This window comes from Streptomyces sp. JLBT605, from assembly GCF_058215555.1.
Genome location: NZ_CM177087.1, coordinates 6,185,918 through 6,201,821 on the forward strand (window position 1 = coordinate 6,185,918; position 15,904 = coordinate 6,201,821).

Consider the following 15,904-nt stretch of genomic DNA (forward strand, 5'->3'; position numbering starts at 1 on the left):
GATCGGCTCCGCCACGGACTTCCGGCACGGTCCGCCGGGCTTCACGAGGCCGCGCGCAGCGACAGGGCCACCGCCTGGCCCTCCAGACCCCGGGCGAGCGCCAGCGCGGTACGGGGGCGGGAGTCGCGCGGGGTGCCGGGGACCCAGTCCAGGTCACAGCCGGGGGCGGGCTCGTCGAGGTTCAGCGTCGCGGGGACGCTGCCGTGGTGCAGGGCCAGCGCCGCGGTCGCCGCGTTCAACGCCCCGGCGGCGCCGACCAGATGGCCGGTCTGCGGTTTGACGCTGCTGATCTGCGCGCTCTTGGCGCTGCCGCCCAGCGCGTCGTGGAGCGCGTGGGTCTCGCTGACGTCGCCGAGCGGGGTGGCGCAGCCATGCGCCGCGATGTAGTCGGTCTGCGGCCCGCGTCCGCTGTCCCGCAGGGCGTGCGTGATGGCACGGGCGAGGCCGCGGGCCCGCGGGTGCGGGCTGGGCGGCCGGACGCAGTCGGTCCCGCCGCCGAATCCGTCGATCTCGGCGTAGACGCGGGCCCCGCGGGCCAGGGCGCGCTCCCGGTCCTCCAGCACCAGCAGCGCCGCGCCCTCGCCGAAGACCGATCCGCTGTGCTCCCGGTCCCATGGGCGGAAGGCGGCCGGACCCAGGTCGTTGCGGCCGGTCAGCACGCCCAGACCGTCCATCTTCGACATCGTCCACCAGGAGGTGGGCTCGTCGTAGCCGCCCGCGACGGCCAGGTCGCACTCGCCCCGGCGGATGGCCCGCATGGCCCGTCCGATGGCCGTGGAGCCGGAGTCGGCGGTGCCCGCGAAGAAGTCGTTGGCGCCGCGGATGCCGTGCCGCTCGGAGATGTGGAACGCCGCCGCGGGTTGCAGCCCCTCCACGTAGAACAGCGGGGCGAGCACCGAGGAGGCGGTCCGTCCGAGACGGAGCAGGTCGGGCCGGCCGTCGGGGGTGCGGACCGGGGCGAGGCTGTCCGTCAGCTGGTCCATCCCCGGCATGTCCTTGCCGCTGCCCAGGAACAGGCCGGTGCGGTAGCCGAGTTCCTCGTCCGCGGCGAAGTCCGCCGCCAGGCCCGCGTCGGTGAGCGCGAGCTGGGCGGCCACCACCCCGAGCTGGTCTCCGCGGCACAGCATGCGCAGGGACCGGCGGCGGATGAAGCGGCCGGGGTCGAAGCCGTCGATCTGGGCACCGATCCGGGTGCGCAACGGCGAGGTGTCGTACCCGCGCAGCGGCCCGACGCCCACCCGTCCGGCGAGCAGGCCCTCCCAGGTGGCGGCGGCCCCCTCGCCGAGGGCGGTGAGCAGTCCGATGCCGGTGATCACCACCCGGCGGCGGCCGGTCGACGTGGATGCTTGGTCGCTCACGGTGCCTCCTGCGCGGTCATGGTGAGGGTGCGGGCCGTGGCGACCGTGCGCCGGCCGACCTGGGCCGTTGCCCGGAAGTCGGCGGACCGGTCGGTGCGGCCGGTGACGTGGACCGAGATCACCACCTGGTCCCCGGGGCCGACGAAGTGCCGGAAGCGCACCCCGCGTACCCGGCCGAGCCGCCAGGCCCAGGGGCCCTCCTCGCAGGCCGCCCCCGCCAGCGCGGCCATGCTCTCCAGCAGCAGCACGCCCGGCAGGATCGGCTGCCGCGGGAAGTGGGTGGTGAAGAACGGCAGGGTGCCGGGGACGTTGCGGACCGCCACGGCATGGCTGCCCCTGACCAGCTCCAGGACCCGGTCGAGGCCGGGAACCGCCACCGCGGCCGGGGCGGTCGTGAACAAGGCGGTCATGCGTCCTCCCGGTACGCGCCGATGACCAGGCCGGTGTTGCTGCCCCCGAAGGCGAAGGCGTTGACCAGGGCCGCCCGGACCTCCATCCGCCGCGCGCGGTGCGGCACGTAGTCCAGGTCCAGCCGCCGGTCGGGGGTGTCGAGGTTGACCGTGGGTGGCACCACACCGTCACGGATGGCGCCGATGGCGGCCAGGACGTTGAGCCCGGCACCGGCGGCCGTCAGATGACCGGCCATGGACTTCGTCGAGCTGATGGCCGGCCGCTTGGCGTCCCCGTCCCCGAACACCCTCTTGATCGCCACGGTTTCCGACAGGTCGTTCCCGGGCGTGCCGGTGCCGTGCGCGACGATGTAGTCGATGCCGCCGGTGCCGAGCCCGGACTCCTCGATGGCCGCGGTCATGGCCTGCGCCGCGCCGGAGCCGTCCGGCGGTGAGTCGGTGATCCGCCAGGCGTTCAGGGTGCTGCCGTAGCCGAGCACCTCGGCCAGGACGCGGGCACCACGGGAGCGGGCCGACTCCAGCTCCTCCAGGACGAAGGCCACCCCGCCCTCGCCCACCACGAAGCCCGAACGGTCCGCGTCGAAGGGGCGGGAGGCGGCTCGCGGGTCGTCGTTGTACGCGTCGGTCATGGCGCCCAGCAGGCTGAACCCCAGAATGTCGCACCAGGTGGTGAGCGAGTCATGGCCGCCGGCCAGCATCAGCCGGGCGTCGCCCTCCTGGACGCACCGGTACGCCTCGCCGATCGCCTGCCCGGAGCCGGAGCACGCCGTGCTGACACCGATCATCGGCCCCCGGGCGTCCAGCGCCTGGACCATCGCACTCAGCGGCAGATTCTGGCTGTCCTTGAGGACCTGCCCGGGGTTCTGCCGGATGAAGGTGTCCGGGCGGCCGCTCTCCTGCCGCAGCCGGCCGATGTCGACCAGCAGCCGCAGATCCGGCCGGCCCACGCTGGCCCCCATCGCCACGCCGCACTCCTCGGCGTCGTACACCCCGGGGCCGGCGTCCGCGTCCCGCAGCGCCTCCAGCGCGGCCGCCACTCCGAACTGCCCGGCCCGGCCCAGCCGTCCGGGCCCCAGCGGGGCGGGGATGGCGGCCCTGGCGTCGAAGCCGCGGACCTGCCCGGCGATGCGGACCGGGAATCCGGTGGCGTCGAAGGTGTCGAGCCGGCCGATTCCGGAGCGGCCGGCGCACAGGCCCTGCCAGGTCGACGGGGCGTCGTTGCCCAGCGGGGTCACGGCCCCCGCGCCGGTGATCACCACGCGCTTCATGCCGCCGCCCTCCCGCCGGTCAGCTGCGCCGCCATCCGGGCGGTGTCCGCCGGGTCCTCCAGTTGCTCGGCGTCGATCAGCGCGCACATGATGCCGGTCGCCCGGAGCGCCAGGGCGCCGTCGGCGGTGACGGTCCCCTCGATGACGGCGGCGTTCTCGTGGCGGGAGACCATGGTGACCTCCATGCGCAGCGTCTCCCCGGGCAGCACCGCGCGGTGCTCGGTCGCCTCCTCGACGGTCAGCAGCGCGGCCCGCTGCCGGTGGTCGGTGCTGAGCATGATCAGCCAGGTGCCGGCCTGGCACAGCGCCTCCAGCGCCAGCCCGAAGGGCAGCACCGGGCCGTGCGGGGTGGACTGCCAGACATCCTCCTGGCACGAGGTCACCTTGCGGGCCACCAGGGTGCGGTGGGGCTGCCAGGACTCGATGCGGTCGATCAGATGGAATCGCATGCTGCTCTCGCTCCTCTTCTTCCTCCTGGCTCGTCAGGGCCGGCCGATGCCCAGCTGGGCGCCGAGGCCGCCGTCGACGTGCACCAGCTCGCCGGTGACGTAGGAGGCCCCGGGCCCGGCGAGGAACGCCACCACCGAGGCGACCTGTTCGGGGGTGGCGAAGGCGCGCATGGGCACCTGCTGCCGCACCCCCCGGCCGCCGTCCTTGGCCAGCACCTCACCGACCAGCTCGGTGGGCACGATCCCGGCCAGCACCGCGTTGACCCGCACCCCGAAGCGGGCCAGCTCGATGGCCGTGCTCCGGGTGAAGGCGTTGAGGGCCCCCTTGGAGGCGGCGTAGTTGGACTGGCCGATCCAGCCGTGGGCGCCCATGACGGAGGAGACGTTGACGATCGCTCCGGCCCGCTGGGACATGAAGTCCCGCGCCACGGCGTTGGTGCAGTGGTACGCCCCGCCGAAGTTGACCCGCATCACGTCCGACCAGGTGTCCGCGGTCACGTCCCAGATGAGGCCGTTGCGGGTGATGCCGGCGTTGTTGATCAGGATGTGCAGGCCGCCCAGGGCCTCGCGGGCCGCGTCGACGAGCCCGCGGGCGGCCGTCGGGTCGGAGACGTCGGCACGCAGCGCGACCGCGCGGCCGCCCCCTTCCTCGATCTCCTTGACCACCGACAGCGCGCCCTGCTCGTCGGCCCGGTAGTTCACCGCGATGGCGGTGCCCTCCGCGGCCAGCGCCAGGGCGATGGCCCGGCCGATTCCGCGGGAGCCGCCGGTGACCAGGGCGGCGCGGTTGCCGAGTGACATGTCCTCCACCGGTTCTCTCTCCTCCACCGTCTCTCAGGGTGTGTCGGCGCTGACGAGCACCGCGTGGGCGATGGCGAGCCCCGCCGCATGCGACAGCGAGATGTCGGTCTGCCGGATCCGCTTGCGCCGCGCGGTGGCGGCCGCCCGGCCGTGCAGCCGCAGATAGGGCCGGCCACCGGTGCGGTTGAGGACCTCGACCTCGGTCCAGTCCGCGGTCGCCGCACCGCCGCCCAGCGCCTTGAAGACGGCCTCCTTGGCCGCGAAGCGGGCCGCCAGGTGTTCCCCGGTGCGGCGCGGTCGTCCGGCGCAGTACGCCAGCTCCCGCTCGGTGAACACCCGGGCGGCCAGCTCCGGCCGGCCGGCCAGCAGGCGCCGGACCCGCTCCACGGACACCAGGTCCGTGCCGACCAGGACCTCAGGCAGCACGGGCGGCGGCCGCGCGCTCGGTCAGCAGGTCGAGCAGGTTTTGCACGGTGAACAGGCCCAGCACCTGGTCGGCGGTGAGCGGCTCGGTGAGCTGACCGCGGTCGAACTGCGGCAGCACCTTCTCCAGGTGGGTCAGCCCGGTGTCGTTGACGACCTCGTTCTCGTCGCCGAACTCCTCGTCCGGGATGCCGCCCTGGAGCAGGTCGCCGATGTCATTGACGGTGATCTTGATCTGGGAGGCACGCTCGATGCGGAAGAGGATGTCCAGCAGGTCGATGGACTCGGCGCCCAGGTCGCCCAGCAGGGTGGCCTCGGGCAGCACCTCCGCCTCCTCGATGCCGAGGGCGTCGGCGATCGCGTCCTGGACGACGGGCAGCAGGCTGGTTGCGGTGTCGCTCATGGTGTCCTCTCAACGGACGTGGATGGACTGGAAAAAGAGACTCGAAGGGACTCGAAGGGACGCGAGGGGGTGCGAGGGGGTGTGAGGGACGCGCGCGGGGCGGCGAGGGCTCAGCCGGCGTGGTCGTGGTCGTCCAGCAGCGCGGTGACGCGCCGGGCGTCGTTGGTGCTGCGCACCGTCGCGTCGGGGACGACGTACCGGGCGAAACCGCTGAGCACCCGGCCCGGCCCGACCTCGGTGAAGGCGTCGCGGCCCGCGGCGTACGCGGTGCGCAGCACCTCCACCCAGCGGACCGGGGCGGCCAGCTGGCGCCGGAGCAGCCGGCGCGCCTCCTCGCCGTCGCGCACCCAGGTGCCCGTGACGGAGCTGAGTACGGGGATCCGCGGATCGGCGAAGGAGCACCGCCGCAAGCAGGCGGCGAACTCCTCCTCGATCGCCCGCATCAGCGAGCAGTGGAAGGGCGCGCTGACCTGGAGGGCCACCGTGCGCTCCGCGCCCGCCGCACGCGCCAGTCGGGCGGCCTCGGTGACCGCGGCCAGTTCCCCGGAGACCACCGTCTGCCGCTCGTCGTTGTAGTTGGCGACCTCGACCAGCCCGTGCCCCGCGGCGCGGCGGCACACCGTCTCCACCTGGGCCGCCGTCAGACCGATGATCGCCGTCATGCCGCCGGGGACCTGGCGGCCGACTTCCGCCATCAGCTGTCCCCGGCGGCACACCAGCCGCAGCGCGTCCTCGGGCGTCAGCACGTCGGCGGCGACCAGCGCGGTGAATTCCCCCAGGCTGTGCCCGGCCACGGCGCTGGGGGCGAAGCGGCCCTCGCCGCGCAGGACATCGAGGGTGGCCAGACTGGTGGCCACCACGGCCGGTTGCGTGACCTCGGTGCGGGCCAGGTCCTCGGCGGTGCCGGAGACACACAGCTCCCTCAGCGGCAGGCCGAGTATCCGGCCGGCCAGGTCCAGCACCTCACCGGCGGTGTCGGGATACTGCCGCATGAGGTGCCGCGCCATTCCGGGACGCTGGGAGCCCTGCCCGGGAAACATGGCGAGCCCGGAACCGGGAAGCCCGGTCCGCCCCGGTGCCGGTGCGGCAGCCGGAGCGGCAGTCGCCGTGATCGTGAACGTCATTTCTCTCCGCCCTCCTGGGAACCTGCGTTCCGCAGAGCCTTCCGTTCGCCAATTCAGTCTGCGGGAGGGGTCTGGGAGAGCTTCTTGAAAGCCTCTTGACGAGTTCTGACGGAAATGGAACACGGCGCGGTGGGGTGCGGCAAAGGGTGAAAGGTCAATCCCGCCCGGCGACGGCGTGCGAGCCGTCGAATCTTATCTCCCGGTTCTCGGTAATTCCCTTGGCGAACAACCGGTGTAATTCAGGAATCCGGTAGTGCGCCCGGCCGTGGAAGTCCCGCTTGGTGATCTGCACCAGATGTGCGTCCACCAGCAGCTCCACCGCGCCCTCGGCCTCCTCCGGCGGCAGTTCGGGCAGCACCTCCTCGGCCCGCACCACCCCGGTGGCGTCCATCGTGCCCAGCCGCCGGAACAGCAGCGAGGCGGCCGGGTCCAGACGGCGGTAGGTGGCGGCCAGCTCGTCCCGCAGGTCCAGGGAGCCGAAGGCCAGCTCGGCCAGCCTGCGTTCCTCGTCGGCGATCCGGGCCAGGATCTGGGCCAGCGTCCAGTACGGCCGGGCCAGCAGCCGGTTGGCCACCGCGCGCAGGGCCAGCGGCAGCCCGCCGCACAGCTCGGCCAGGTGCCGGGCCGCCTGCTCCTCGGCTCGCACCCGGTCCGCGCCGATCATCCGGCCCAGCAACTCCAGGGACTGCTCCGGGCCCATCTCCCGTACCTGGTACAGCCGGCCGCTGACCGGCCCGGTGACGCGGTAGCGGCTGGTGACCACCACGCCGCAGCCGGGGCCGTTGGGCAGCAGCGGCAGGACCTGCCGGTCGTCGGTGGCGTCGTCCAGCACCACCAGCACCCGGCGCCCCGAGAGCCGGTTGCGGTACAGCTCGGTCAGCTCGTCGAGGTCGTCCAGGTCGTCGGTGAGGCCCGTGGTGTCCGTCTCCAGTGCCCGCAGCAGCCGGGCGAGCACCGTCACCGGCCTCAGCGGCCGGTCGCTGCTGCCCCGCAGGTCCACGTAGAGCCGCCCGTCGGGGAAGTGCTTGCCGAGCCGGTGGGCGATGTGCGCGGCGAGCGCCGTCTTGCCGACCCCGGCTCCACCGACCAGCGTGATGACGGCCGGCAGTGGGCTGGTGCCGGTCAGCTCCCGGTGGAACCGCTCCACCTCCGGAGCCCGCCCGGCGAAGTCGGGCAGGTCCATGGGCAGCAGGTTGGGCCCGGAGGGCACCGGGTGCGCCGGCGGGCCGGCGTCGCAGCAGCCGTCCGAGGGGGGCCTGGCCGCCGGGTGCTCGGTGACCACCGGGTCCCCGCACAGCACCTGCTGGTGGACCCGCCGCAGCCGGGGGCCGGGGTCGGAGCCCAACTCCTCGGCGATGACCCGGCGGGCGTACTCGTACTGGCTGAGCGCCTCGGTCGACTGCCCGGTGTGGTAGAGCGCCCGGATCAGCTGCTCGTGCAGCAGCTCCGCCATCGGGTCCTTCACCAGGGCGTGCCCCAACTCGGCGATGACCGCCTTTCCGTGGCCGGCGCGGATTTCCGCGTCCGCCCACTCGGCCAGCGCCTCGTTCTTCAGTTGCTGGAGATTCCTGCGGAACCGCGCCGCCCAGTCGTTGTCGAGTCCGGCCAGCGGTTCGCCGCGCCATAACTCCAGGGCTTCCCCGAGGATCCGGCAGCGCTCCGGGTCGTCGGGGCCGATGGTGCGGGCCCGGGTGAGCAGCGTGCGGAAGCGGTGCAGGTCCACCTGGTCCGGCGAGATCGCCAGCCGGTAGCCGGCCGTGTCCCGCAGCAGCACGGTGGCCTGCGAGCCGCGCGCCCCCGCGGTGCCCAGGGCCCGGCGCAGCCGGGCGATGTAGGTGTACAGGACGTTGCGCACTCCGTCCGGCGGTGAGTCCGCCCAGACCCGGTTGATCAGCTCGTCCATGGAAATGGGCTGATCCGGCTCGATCAGCAGGGCCGCGAGGACGCTCCGCTGACGCGCCGGCCCGAGATCGACTTTCCGTTGTCCGGACCAGAGTTCCACTGGGCCAAGCAGTTGGAATTTGATCATTTCTCCCCCGTTGCTGTTGGCTACCTGTCCTGCGATGCCCGAGCCGGGCCAATGGTAGCCAAGTTAAGATGCAGGCACGTTAACATTGTTCGCCGTATAAGGGCGAGGGATGTCCGGTTGATTACCGGGCAGTCGGTAAGTTGCGTTCCGCATTCCGTATTCCGCATATTGCATCCCGGATATCGATCTCGCATGCGAAACGGGCCCCGTAAGTTCACCGACGAGTAATTGGTCGGCGAACTTACGGGGCCCGTGTGCCGAGCGGTGCGCGAGGGTGCCTCTCAGCTCCGTGTCCGCACCGGCGCGCCGGGCCGAGCGGCGGGCGGCCGCTCCTCGCGGTGGCCGTAGGTCTTCCAGAACCGGGCAAGGGGGCCCGGCGCCCACCAGTTGGCCCGGCCGAGCAGCCGCATCGCGGCCGGGACCAGCAGCGTGCGCACCACCACGGCGTCGATGGTGATCGCGATGAACAGACCCACCCCGATCATCTTGATGAAGGTGATGCCCGAGGTGGCGAACGCCCCCACCACGATGACGAGCAGCAGCGCGGCGCTGGTGATGATGGACCCGGTGCGCTGCAGACCGGTGGCGACCGCCTCGGCGTTGTCCCCGCCGCGGTCCCACTCCTCACGGACCCGGCTCAGCAGGAACACCTCGTAGTCCATCGACAGCCCGAACGCGATGGCGAACATCAGCACCGGCTGGTTGGCGTCGATGGTTCCGGTGGCGGTGAAACCGAGCCAGTCGGCGAAATGGCCGTACTGGAAGATCCACACGATCGCCCCGAACGACGCGCTCAGCGACAGCACGTTGGCGATGAGTGCCTTCAGCGGCAGCAGCAGCGAGCCGAAGGCGAGGAACAGCACCACGAACGTCACCAGTGCGATGAAACCGAACATCCACGGCAGCCGGTCACCCACCCCGTCCAGCTGGTCCGTCAACTGGGCCGAGCCACCGCCGACCAGCACCTCCGCGCCCCCCGGCCCCTCGGTGGCCCGCACCTCGCGCACCAGCTCGCGCGCCTCGGCCGAGAACTGGCCCAGGTCGTGCCGGACCAGGACGCGCGCCGTGCCGTCCCGCTGGGCGACGGTACGGGCGTCGGCCACGCCCTTCAGCCCGTCGAGCCTCTTGGTGTACTCCGCGAGGCCGCCGGGCGCGGCGCCGCTGACCGCGACCTCGATGGCGTCCGTGTCGCCGACCGGGAAGTCCCGGTCCAGCCGCTCACCGACGACCCGGCTCTCCGCGCCGGACGGCAGCGCCCGTTCGTCCACCGAGCCGAAGACCACGTTGCGGAACGGCAGTCCCAGCGTGACCAGTCCCAGCACGATGACGGCCAGCCAGACCGCCGGGCGGCGCATCACCCGGCGGGCCATGACGTACCAGCGTCCGGAAGCCGGGCCGGCGGAGGCCGCCGCTCCCGCCGTCCGCCGCCCCCCATTCCTCCGGTCGCCTTTCCGCCAGGGCCGGGGCACCCGGAGGGAGTTGATCCGATGCCCCAGCAGACTGAGCACGGCCGGCAGCACGGTGAGCGAACCGAGCATGGCGATCAGCACGGCCGCCAGTCCGCCCATGCCCATGGAGCGGAGGAACACCTGCGGGAACACCATCAGTCCGGCCAGCGAGACCCCGACCACCAGCCCGGAGAACGCCACGGTCCGGCCCGCGGTCGCCACCGTGCGCTCGATCGCGTCCGGCACCTCGCGCCCGCCGTCCAGCTCCTCGCGGAACCGGCTCACGATGAACAGCGAGTAGTCGATCGCCAGCCCCAGGCCCAGCATGGTGACGATGTTGACGGAGAACACCGACACATCGGTGAACAGGCTGAATCCGTGCAGCACGGTGAAGGACCCCAGCACCGCCAGGACGCCGATGAGCAGCGGCATGGCGGCCGCGACCACGGTGCCGAACACCACCAGCAGCGCGAGCAGCAGCAGCGGCATGGCCAGCGCCTCCGCCCGGCCTATGTCGCTGCCGACCTGTTCGCCCATCTCGGTCCCGGTGGCGGCGTATCCACCGAAGCGGACCGTGAGCCCCTCGGCCGCGATCTCGTCCTTGATGTCGGTGTACACCTCGCCGCGCGCGTCCTCGTCCTCGCCGGCCAGGGTCAGCATGGCGTACGTCTGGCCGCGGTCGGCCGAGACCAGGCTGGGCCGATCGCCGTCCCAGTAGGTGACCTTGCGCGTCACCTGGTCGGCGGGCAGGCCGCTGAGCGACTCCGTCACCTTCTTCCGGTACGCCGGATCGTCCACGGTCATCTCGTCGCTGGAGTACAGCACGATCAGATCCGCCGAACTCCGGCCGAAGGTGTCCTCAAGACGCTCCACGGCCTTCGCGGACTCGGCTCCGGTGTCCTGGAAACCGCCCGTGGTCAGCGCTCCGAAGACCCCGGTGCCCCAGACCACGGAGAAGACCGCGAAGATCCCGGCGGCGATGAGCACCGCCGCCCTGCGCCGGTGAGCGAGTCTGCCCAGCGCTGCGAACATGGTGAACCACTGCCTCTCTCGCGGGGGTGTCAGCCGGCGGTGGCCGCGGTGCGCCAGCGCGTGCCGTAGGAGACGTCCTTCCGGATGGCCTTGAACGCACCCCGGTCCCACCCGACGCTCATCACCAGCTGCCGCACCTGCACGGCCAGCGGGTTCGACCAGGAGCCGAGCTTGCCCAGGACGCTGGCGGCCTTCTGCATGGAGGCGGTGCGCGGGCGGCGCTCGGTCTGGTACGCGGCGAGGGCGGCGGGCACATCGGAGGTCCCGCGCAGGTGTCCGGCGAGCACCACGGCGTCCTCGATCGCCTGGCAGGCACCCTGGCCGACGTTGAAGGACATCGGGTGCGCCGCGTCGCCGAGCAGGGTGACCCTGCCCTCACCCCAGACCGGGTCCGGCGCCCGGTCGACCACATCGGTGCGGATCACCGTGGCGGGGTCGGTGGCCCGGATGATCTGCTGCACCGGGGCCATCCACCCCTGGTGCCGGCGGCCGATCTCCTCCAGCACCCCGGGACCGTCGCTGCCCCCCGCGGGGCCGTTCTCGACGCTCATCCAGTGCACCCGGCCGGGCGCGATGTCGTAGTACACGAAGCGGGTGCCCCGGCCGAAGATCGAGCAGAAGCTGCCGGGTTCGATCACCTCGGGCCCCAGCTCGGCGATGCCACGCCAGGCGACGCACCCGGTGTAGCGGGGCGGCGCGTCGCCCAGCAACTGCCGGCGCACCGCGGAGTTGACGCCGTCGGCGCCGATCAGCAGATCGGCCCGGTCGGTGCGGCCGTCGGCGAAGTGCGCGGTCACCCCCGAGGCGTCCTGCTCGAACCCGGTCAGCTCGGCCCCGGTACGGACCTCGGTCTCGCCCAGGGCGGACCGCAGGACGTCGTGCAGCGCGGAGCGGGCGATCGCCACGGTCGGCTGGCCGTACTCCGCGCCGAATCCGCCGACCGGCCAGGCGGCCAGCGACTTGCCCCGCCAGGTGCGGAACTCGCAGACCTTCTGCACCGGCGCGGTCTTGAGTATCCGCTCGTCCAGGCCGAGGTGTTCCAGGGCGAGCATGGCATTGGTCCACAGATGCAGTCCCGCGCCGCCCACCCGCAGCTCGGGAGAGCGCTCGTGGACGGTGGTGCGGATACCGGCGTGGTTGAGGGCGACGGCGGCGGCCATCCCGCCGATTCCTCCGCCGGCGATGATGGCGTGCTCAGGGGCGCTCATGTTGCTTGCTCCTTCGGTAACGGTGACGCTGGTGGCTCGGCGCGGACGGCGCCGGTGGGCGCGGTGGCGGCCCGGCGGCGGGGCTGCCGGTGCGCGCGGCGTTCGGTGATCAGCCCGTCCGCGAGCCGGAACGAGATCGTCTGGATGTTCTGCACCACGGCGGTGCCGGGACGGCCAAGAAGCCTGCGGACCGGTGTGCCCTCGAAGCGGACCCGCACCCGCACCGTGTCGCCCTGGGCCAGCAACTCCTCGATCGTGTAGCGGCTGGTCGAGTAGGAGCCCAGGACTTCGCTGATGCTGTGCCGGACGCCCGCCACCCCGGGCGGGGCCCCCGGGTAGGGATCGTGATCGACGACGTCGGGGTGGTACAGCTCGCCGAGCGCGGCCAGGTCCCCGCCGTTGAGCACTTCCTGGAACAGGCGCTCCACCACCCGGCGGTTGACGGCTTCCACTTCGGTCCGGTCCACGATGACCTCCCTGCGGGCGATGACGTCAGCTGACGGAAGGCGAGTCGGGGGGAGTGAGCCCCGCCCCGGCGGCCGCGGCCCGGTTCTCCGGCGCGTACCGCGGCGATGTGCCGGCCGCGGCCGGCCGCGGCGCCCTGGGTACGGCGACGGTGAGCAGGAAGGCCAGCGCCAGTACCGCGGCTCCGATCCACAGCGCCGGGACCAGCCCGTCGGTGAAGGACCGCGCCGACCCGTAGCCGCCCCGGGCGTCGAACACGGTGCCCATCACCGCCACGCCCAGCACGCCGCCCAGCTGACGCACCGCGTTGTTGATGCCCGAGGAGATCCCCTGCTCGACCGGCTTGACCGTGCTCATCAGCACATTGGCGACGGGGGAGAAGAACATGGCCATCCCGATGCCGATCAGCACCATCGGAATGATCAGCTCTGGGTAGTCGGTGCCCGGCCCGATGATCAGCGCGAGCCAGGTCAGGCCGGCCGTCTGGAGGGCCATGCCGAGCGCCACCACCGACCGGCCGCCGATCCGGTCGGAGAGGGTGCCCGCGATCGGCGCCACCACGATCGGCATCGCGGACAGCGGCAGCGTGCGCAAACCCGCCTCCAGCGCCGAGTAGTGCTGGACCATCTGCAGCAGCTGGGTGAGCAGGAACAGCGATCCGTACAGGCCCACGAACATCAGCAGGGTGGCCGAGTTGACCAGGGTGAAGGTCCGGTTGCGGAAGATCGGCAGCGGCAGCATCGGGGACGGAACCCGGCGCTCCCAGCCGAGGAAGACGGCCAGCAGCACCACCCCACCGCCGATCTCCAGCAGGGTGAGCGGGCTCGACCAGCCCTGCGAGTTGCCCTGGATCATGGCGATGACGAGCCCGAACAGCGCCGCGCTCACCAGCGCGGTGCCGACCACGTCGAGCCGCGCCTGAGGGATCCGGCTCTCGTCCAGCTTCCGCGCCGCGATCGGCATCAGCGCCACTCCGATGGGCACGTTCAGCCAGAAGATCCACGGCCAGGAGATGCTCTCCACCACCGCGCCGCCGATCAACGGGCCCACCGCGAGCGCCAGTCCGTTGGCCGCGCCCCACAGCCCGAAGGCCATGCCCCGGCGGTCCGGCGGGACGGCGGCGGTCAGCAGGGTGAGGGTGAGCGGTGCCAGCACGGCCGCGCCGACACCCTGCACCGCGCGTGCCGCGATGAGCGCCTCCGAGGAGGAGCTGAGCGCGCAGGCGGCCGATGCGGTGGTGAACACGCCCACGGCCAGGACGAAGAACCGGCGCCGTCCGTAGCGGTCACCCAGGGTGGCGCCCAGCAGAAGCAGCACGGCGAAGGTGAGGGTGTAGGCGTTGACCGTCCACTCCAGCTCCTCCACCCCGCCCCCGATGTCCTCCCGGATGGCCGGCAGCGCGGTGACCACGACCAGGCTGTCGAGCGAGGCCATGAATCCGGCCACGCTCGTGATGATCAAAGTCCAGACGAAACGGCGGCGACCATCGGTCTCCGATAAGGCGGTTCCGTGCCCGGGCACTCTTCCTCCCCTTGGGTTGCCTGGGTGTGATGTCGCACAGGCCAGCGGCGATGTGGGGGTGAGCTGGACATCCGCGGTCCGCGACGGGCGAACTCGCCCTGTGCCGAGAAGCGTTGTCGAAACGTTGACAGAATGGCTAGTGCTGCTAGCCCTAGCGAAACTAGCATCCCTGTCATCGCTTGAACAAGGAGATTCCTGGGGGAGGGACCCCGTCATACCGGCAGGCCCTGGGCCGTTAGTGTGAGGACATGTCCGTGAAGGCTCGGCGTGAGCGGGAGTACGCACAGCGCCATCAGCAGATCATCGACGCCGCACGCCACATCGCGCAGACCGACGGCTGGGCCGCGGTCACCACGCGTCGGCTGGCGGAGGAGATCGAATACAGCCAGCCCGTGCTCTACAGCCACTTCGACGGCAAGGAAGCCATCGTGGGGGCCGTCGCGCTCCAGGGCTTCGAGGAGTTGGCCGCCGATGTGCGCGCCGCCCGCCGGGCCGCGCGCGGCCCGGCCGCGGCCCTGCACGCGGTGGCGCGCGCCTACATGGACTTCGCCCGGGAGAAGCCCTCCCTGTACGAGGCGATGTTCGAGCTCTCCACCAACCTGCCGTTCGCCTCCCCGGGCAGCCCCAAGTCACTGATCGACACCTTCCGGCAGCTGATCGAGGTGGTCGCCGAGGCCGTCCCCGGCCAGGACCCCGAAACGTGCGCGGAGACGCTGTGGAGCGCGCTGCACGGACTGGTCAGCCTGGAGCAGAGCGGCAGGCTGCGGCCGCAACACACCTGGGACCGCGTCGAGTTGCTGCTCGACCGCTTCCTCCAGCAGGGCTGACCCGCGCCCGGGGAAGCTCCCGGGCATCCCGAGGCGCCCGGTGCCTCCGGCGCGCCTTCGCCTGCAAGGAAGCTTCAAGAAAACGGCCCACCCGGACTCGCCACACTGTCACCGGTCCGATCCGCACATCGGCAGGGGGAGGCAGCCATGCGGCGATGGGCGCGCGGCAAGGACGGCGGCGCGAGGGGAGCACGGCGGTGAAGGCGGTCTTCTACCGCCGTTTCGGCGGTGCCGACGTGCTGGAGTACGGCGAGCTTCCCGAGCCGGTGGTGGGACCGGACGGGGTGCTGGTGCGCACCCGCGCCGCCGCCGTCAACCCCATCGACTGGAAGGCCCGCGAGGGGCTGCTGGCGCCCATGGTCGACGCGGTCTTCCCCGTGGTGACCGGCTATGACGTCGCCGGGGTCGTCGAACGGGTCGGCCCGTCGGTCACCGATTTCCGCCCCGGCGACGAAGTCCTCGGCTACGTGTGGCAGGACGTCGTCTCCCGCGGCACCTTCGCCGAGCAGGTCGCCGCGCCCGCCCGCACCCTGGCCCACAAGCCCGCCGGGCTGAGCTGGGCCGAGGCCGCCGCGCTGCCGCTCGCCGGGCTCGCCGCGTACCAGGCGCTGGTCCACCGGCTGCGGATCACCGCCGGGGACACCGTCCTGATCCACGCCGCCGCCGGCGGGGTGGGCGTCTTCGCCGTCCAGCTCGCCCGTCGGCTCGGCGCACGGGTCATCGGCACCGCCGGCGAGCACCACCATGAATTCCTCCGCGGACTGGGCGCCGAACCGGTCACCTACCGCGGGGCGTTGGCCGAGCGGGTGCGCGAGCTCGCCCCCGCCGGAGTGGACGCCGTCCTGGACGCGGTGGGCAGACGCACCCTGCGCGCCTCGGCCGGACTCCTCAGCGACGGCGGCCGCCTGGTGTCGATCGCCGACCCGGCGGTCACGGAGCTCGGCGGGAGCTACCTCTTCGCCACCCCGGACCGGTCCGACCTGACCACCCTGGCCCGACTGGCGGGCGAGGGGCGGCTCAGGGTGGAGATCGCCCGAGTCTTCCCGCTGTGGGAGGCGGCCCAGGCTCAACACCTCATCCGGGAGGGCCACACCCGGGGCAAGATCGTGGTCGCGGTCGACCGATGAGGCGGCCGCTC

The 15,904-nt window shown here is 72.4% G+C and carries 15 protein-coding genes; 2 read left to right on the plus strand and 13 right to left on the minus strand.

The genetic code is table 11. From position 1 onward, the window contains the following. Positions 1 to 41: 41 nt before the first annotated feature. The 13 genes from AC4BDD_RS26805 to AC4BDD_RS26865 all read right to left on the minus strand — a co-directional run bounded on the left by AC4BDD_RS26805 (position 42) and on the right by AC4BDD_RS26865 (position 13,852). Positions 42 to 1,358, minus strand: coding sequence for a beta-ketoacyl-[acyl-carrier-protein] synthase family protein (locus AC4BDD_RS26805; protein WP_490688025.1), 1,317 nt, complete (start codon positions 1,356 to 1,358; stop codon positions 42 to 44). Next, positions 1,355 to 1,768, minus strand: coding sequence for a 3-hydroxyacyl-ACP dehydratase FabZ family protein (locus AC4BDD_RS26810; protein ID WP_490688026.1), 414 nt, complete (start codon positions 1,766 to 1,768; stop codon positions 1,355 to 1,357). Before AC4BDD_RS26810 ends, AC4BDD_RS26805 begins: the two co-directional genes overlap by 4 nt. Further along, complete coding sequence (locus AC4BDD_RS26815; RefSeq protein WP_490688027.1) at positions 1,765 to 3,036, minus strand: beta-ketoacyl-[acyl-carrier-protein] synthase family protein; 1,272 nt, start codon at positions 3,034 to 3,036, stop codon at positions 1,765 to 1,767. Before AC4BDD_RS26815 ends, AC4BDD_RS26810 begins: the two co-directional genes overlap by 4 nt. Further along, positions 3,033 to 3,485: a hotdog family protein gene (locus tag AC4BDD_RS26820; RefSeq protein ID WP_490688028.1), complete on the minus strand. Its 453-nt coding sequence runs from the start codon at positions 3,483 to 3,485 to the stop codon at positions 3,033 to 3,035. Before AC4BDD_RS26820 ends, AC4BDD_RS26815 begins: the two co-directional genes overlap by 4 nt. 33 nt (positions 3,486 to 3,518) lie before the next feature. Next, positions 3,519 to 4,286, minus strand: coding sequence for a 3-oxoacyl-ACP reductase family protein (locus tag AC4BDD_RS26825; protein WP_490691948.1), 768 nt, complete (start codon positions 4,284 to 4,286; stop codon positions 3,519 to 3,521). Positions 4,287 to 4,319: 33 nt separating this feature from the next. Beyond that, positions 4,320 to 4,712: a holo-ACP synthase gene (locus AC4BDD_RS26830; protein ID WP_490688029.1), complete on the minus strand. Its 393-nt coding sequence runs from the start codon at positions 4,710 to 4,712 to the stop codon at positions 4,320 to 4,322. Then, positions 4,702 to 5,112 (minus strand): acyl carrier protein, encoded by a 411-nt coding sequence (locus AC4BDD_RS26835; protein WP_490688030.1) that lies wholly within the window; start codon positions 5,110 to 5,112, stop codon positions 4,702 to 4,704. The genes AC4BDD_RS26830 and AC4BDD_RS26835 overlap by 11 nt, the downstream gene beginning before the upstream one ends. A 110-nt stretch (positions 5,113 to 5,222) precedes the next feature. Further along, complete coding sequence (locus tag AC4BDD_RS26840; protein ID WP_490688031.1) at positions 5,223 to 6,119, minus strand: ACP S-malonyltransferase; 897 nt, start codon at positions 6,117 to 6,119, stop codon at positions 5,223 to 5,225. Between the two features lie 271 nt (positions 6,120 to 6,390). Then, complete coding sequence (locus tag AC4BDD_RS26845) at positions 6,391 to 8,139, minus strand: AfsR/SARP family transcriptional regulator (protein WP_490688032.1); 1,749 nt, start codon at positions 8,137 to 8,139, stop codon at positions 6,391 to 6,393. 407 nt (positions 8,140 to 8,546) lie between these two features. Then, positions 8,547 to 10,745, minus strand: a complete 2,199-nt coding sequence (locus AC4BDD_RS26850) for an MMPL family transporter (protein WP_490688033.1) — start codon at positions 10,743 to 10,745, stop codon at positions 8,547 to 8,549. Between the two features lie 29 nt (positions 10,746 to 10,774). Continuing rightward, a complete protein-coding gene (locus tag AC4BDD_RS26855; RefSeq protein WP_490688034.1) occupies positions 10,775 to 11,953 on the minus strand; it encodes an FAD-dependent oxidoreductase in 1,179 nt (392 codons plus the stop codon). Then, positions 11,950 to 12,420, minus strand: a complete 471-nt coding sequence (locus tag AC4BDD_RS26860) for an ester cyclase (protein WP_490688035.1) — start codon at positions 12,418 to 12,420, stop codon at positions 11,950 to 11,952. Before AC4BDD_RS26860 ends, AC4BDD_RS26855 begins: the two co-directional genes overlap by 4 nt. A gap of 25 nt (positions 12,421 to 12,445) precedes the next feature. Further along, positions 12,446 to 13,852, minus strand: coding sequence for an MFS transporter (locus AC4BDD_RS26865; RefSeq protein WP_490691949.1), 1,407 nt, complete (start codon positions 13,850 to 13,852; stop codon positions 12,446 to 12,448). Between the two features lie 335 nt (positions 13,853 to 14,187). Here AC4BDD_RS26865 and AC4BDD_RS26870 point away from each other — a divergent pair, with 335 nt between their 5' ends. Together AC4BDD_RS26870 and AC4BDD_RS26875 are read left to right on the plus strand one after the other, a co-directional pair. Beyond that, positions 14,188 to 14,766, plus strand: a complete 579-nt coding sequence (locus AC4BDD_RS26870; RefSeq protein ID WP_490688036.1) for a TetR/AcrR family transcriptional regulator — start codon at positions 14,188 to 14,190, stop codon at positions 14,764 to 14,766. Between the two features lie 197 nt (positions 14,767 to 14,963). Beyond that, complete coding sequence (locus AC4BDD_RS26875; protein WP_490688037.1) at positions 14,964 to 15,893, plus strand: NADP-dependent oxidoreductase; 930 nt, start codon at positions 14,964 to 14,966, stop codon at positions 15,891 to 15,893. Positions 15,894 to 15,904 lie beyond the last annotated feature (11 nt).

Excerpts from the sequence above, each read along its gene's own strand:
- AC4BDD_RS26815 (WP_490688027.1), bottom strand. The coding sequence starts at position 3,036 with ATGAAGCGCGTGGTGATCACCGGCGCGGGGGCCGTGACCCCGCTGGGC.
- AC4BDD_RS26870 (WP_490688036.1), top strand. The coding sequence starts at position 14,188 with ATGTCCGTGAAGGCTCGGCGTGAGCGGGAGTACGCACAGCGCCATCAG.
- AC4BDD_RS26865 (WP_490691949.1), bottom strand. The coding sequence starts at position 13,852 with ATGGCCTCGCTCGACAGCCTGGTCGTGGTCACCGCGCTGCCGGCCATC.
- AC4BDD_RS26855 (WP_490688034.1), bottom strand. The coding sequence starts at position 11,953 with ATGAGCGCCCCTGAGCACGCCATCATCGCCGGCGGAGGAATCGGCGGG.
- AC4BDD_RS26835 (WP_490688030.1), bottom strand. The coding sequence starts at position 5,112 with ATGAGCGACACCGCAACCAGCCTGCTGCCCGTCGTCCAGGACGCGATC.
- AC4BDD_RS26825 (WP_490691948.1), bottom strand. The coding sequence starts at position 4,286 with ATGTCACTCGGCAACCGCGCCGCCCTGGTCACCGGCGGCTCCCGCGGA.
- AC4BDD_RS26810 (WP_490688026.1), bottom strand. The coding sequence starts at position 1,768 with ATGACCGCCTTGTTCACGACCGCCCCGGCCGCGGTGGCGGTTCCCGGC.
- AC4BDD_RS26840 (WP_490688031.1), bottom strand. The coding sequence starts at position 6,119 with ATGGCGCGGCACCTCATGCGGCAGTATCCCGACACCGCCGGTGAGGTG.
- AC4BDD_RS26845 (WP_490688032.1), bottom strand. The coding sequence starts at position 8,139 with ATGGACGAGCTGATCAACCGGGTCTGGGCGGACTCACCGCCGGACGGA.
- AC4BDD_RS26820 (WP_490688028.1), bottom strand. The coding sequence starts at position 3,485 with ATGCGATTCCATCTGATCGACCGCATCGAGTCCTGGCAGCCCCACCGC.
- AC4BDD_RS26850 (WP_490688033.1), bottom strand. The coding sequence starts at position 10,745 with ATGTTCGCAGCGCTGGGCAGACTCGCTCACCGGCGCAGGGCGGCGGTG.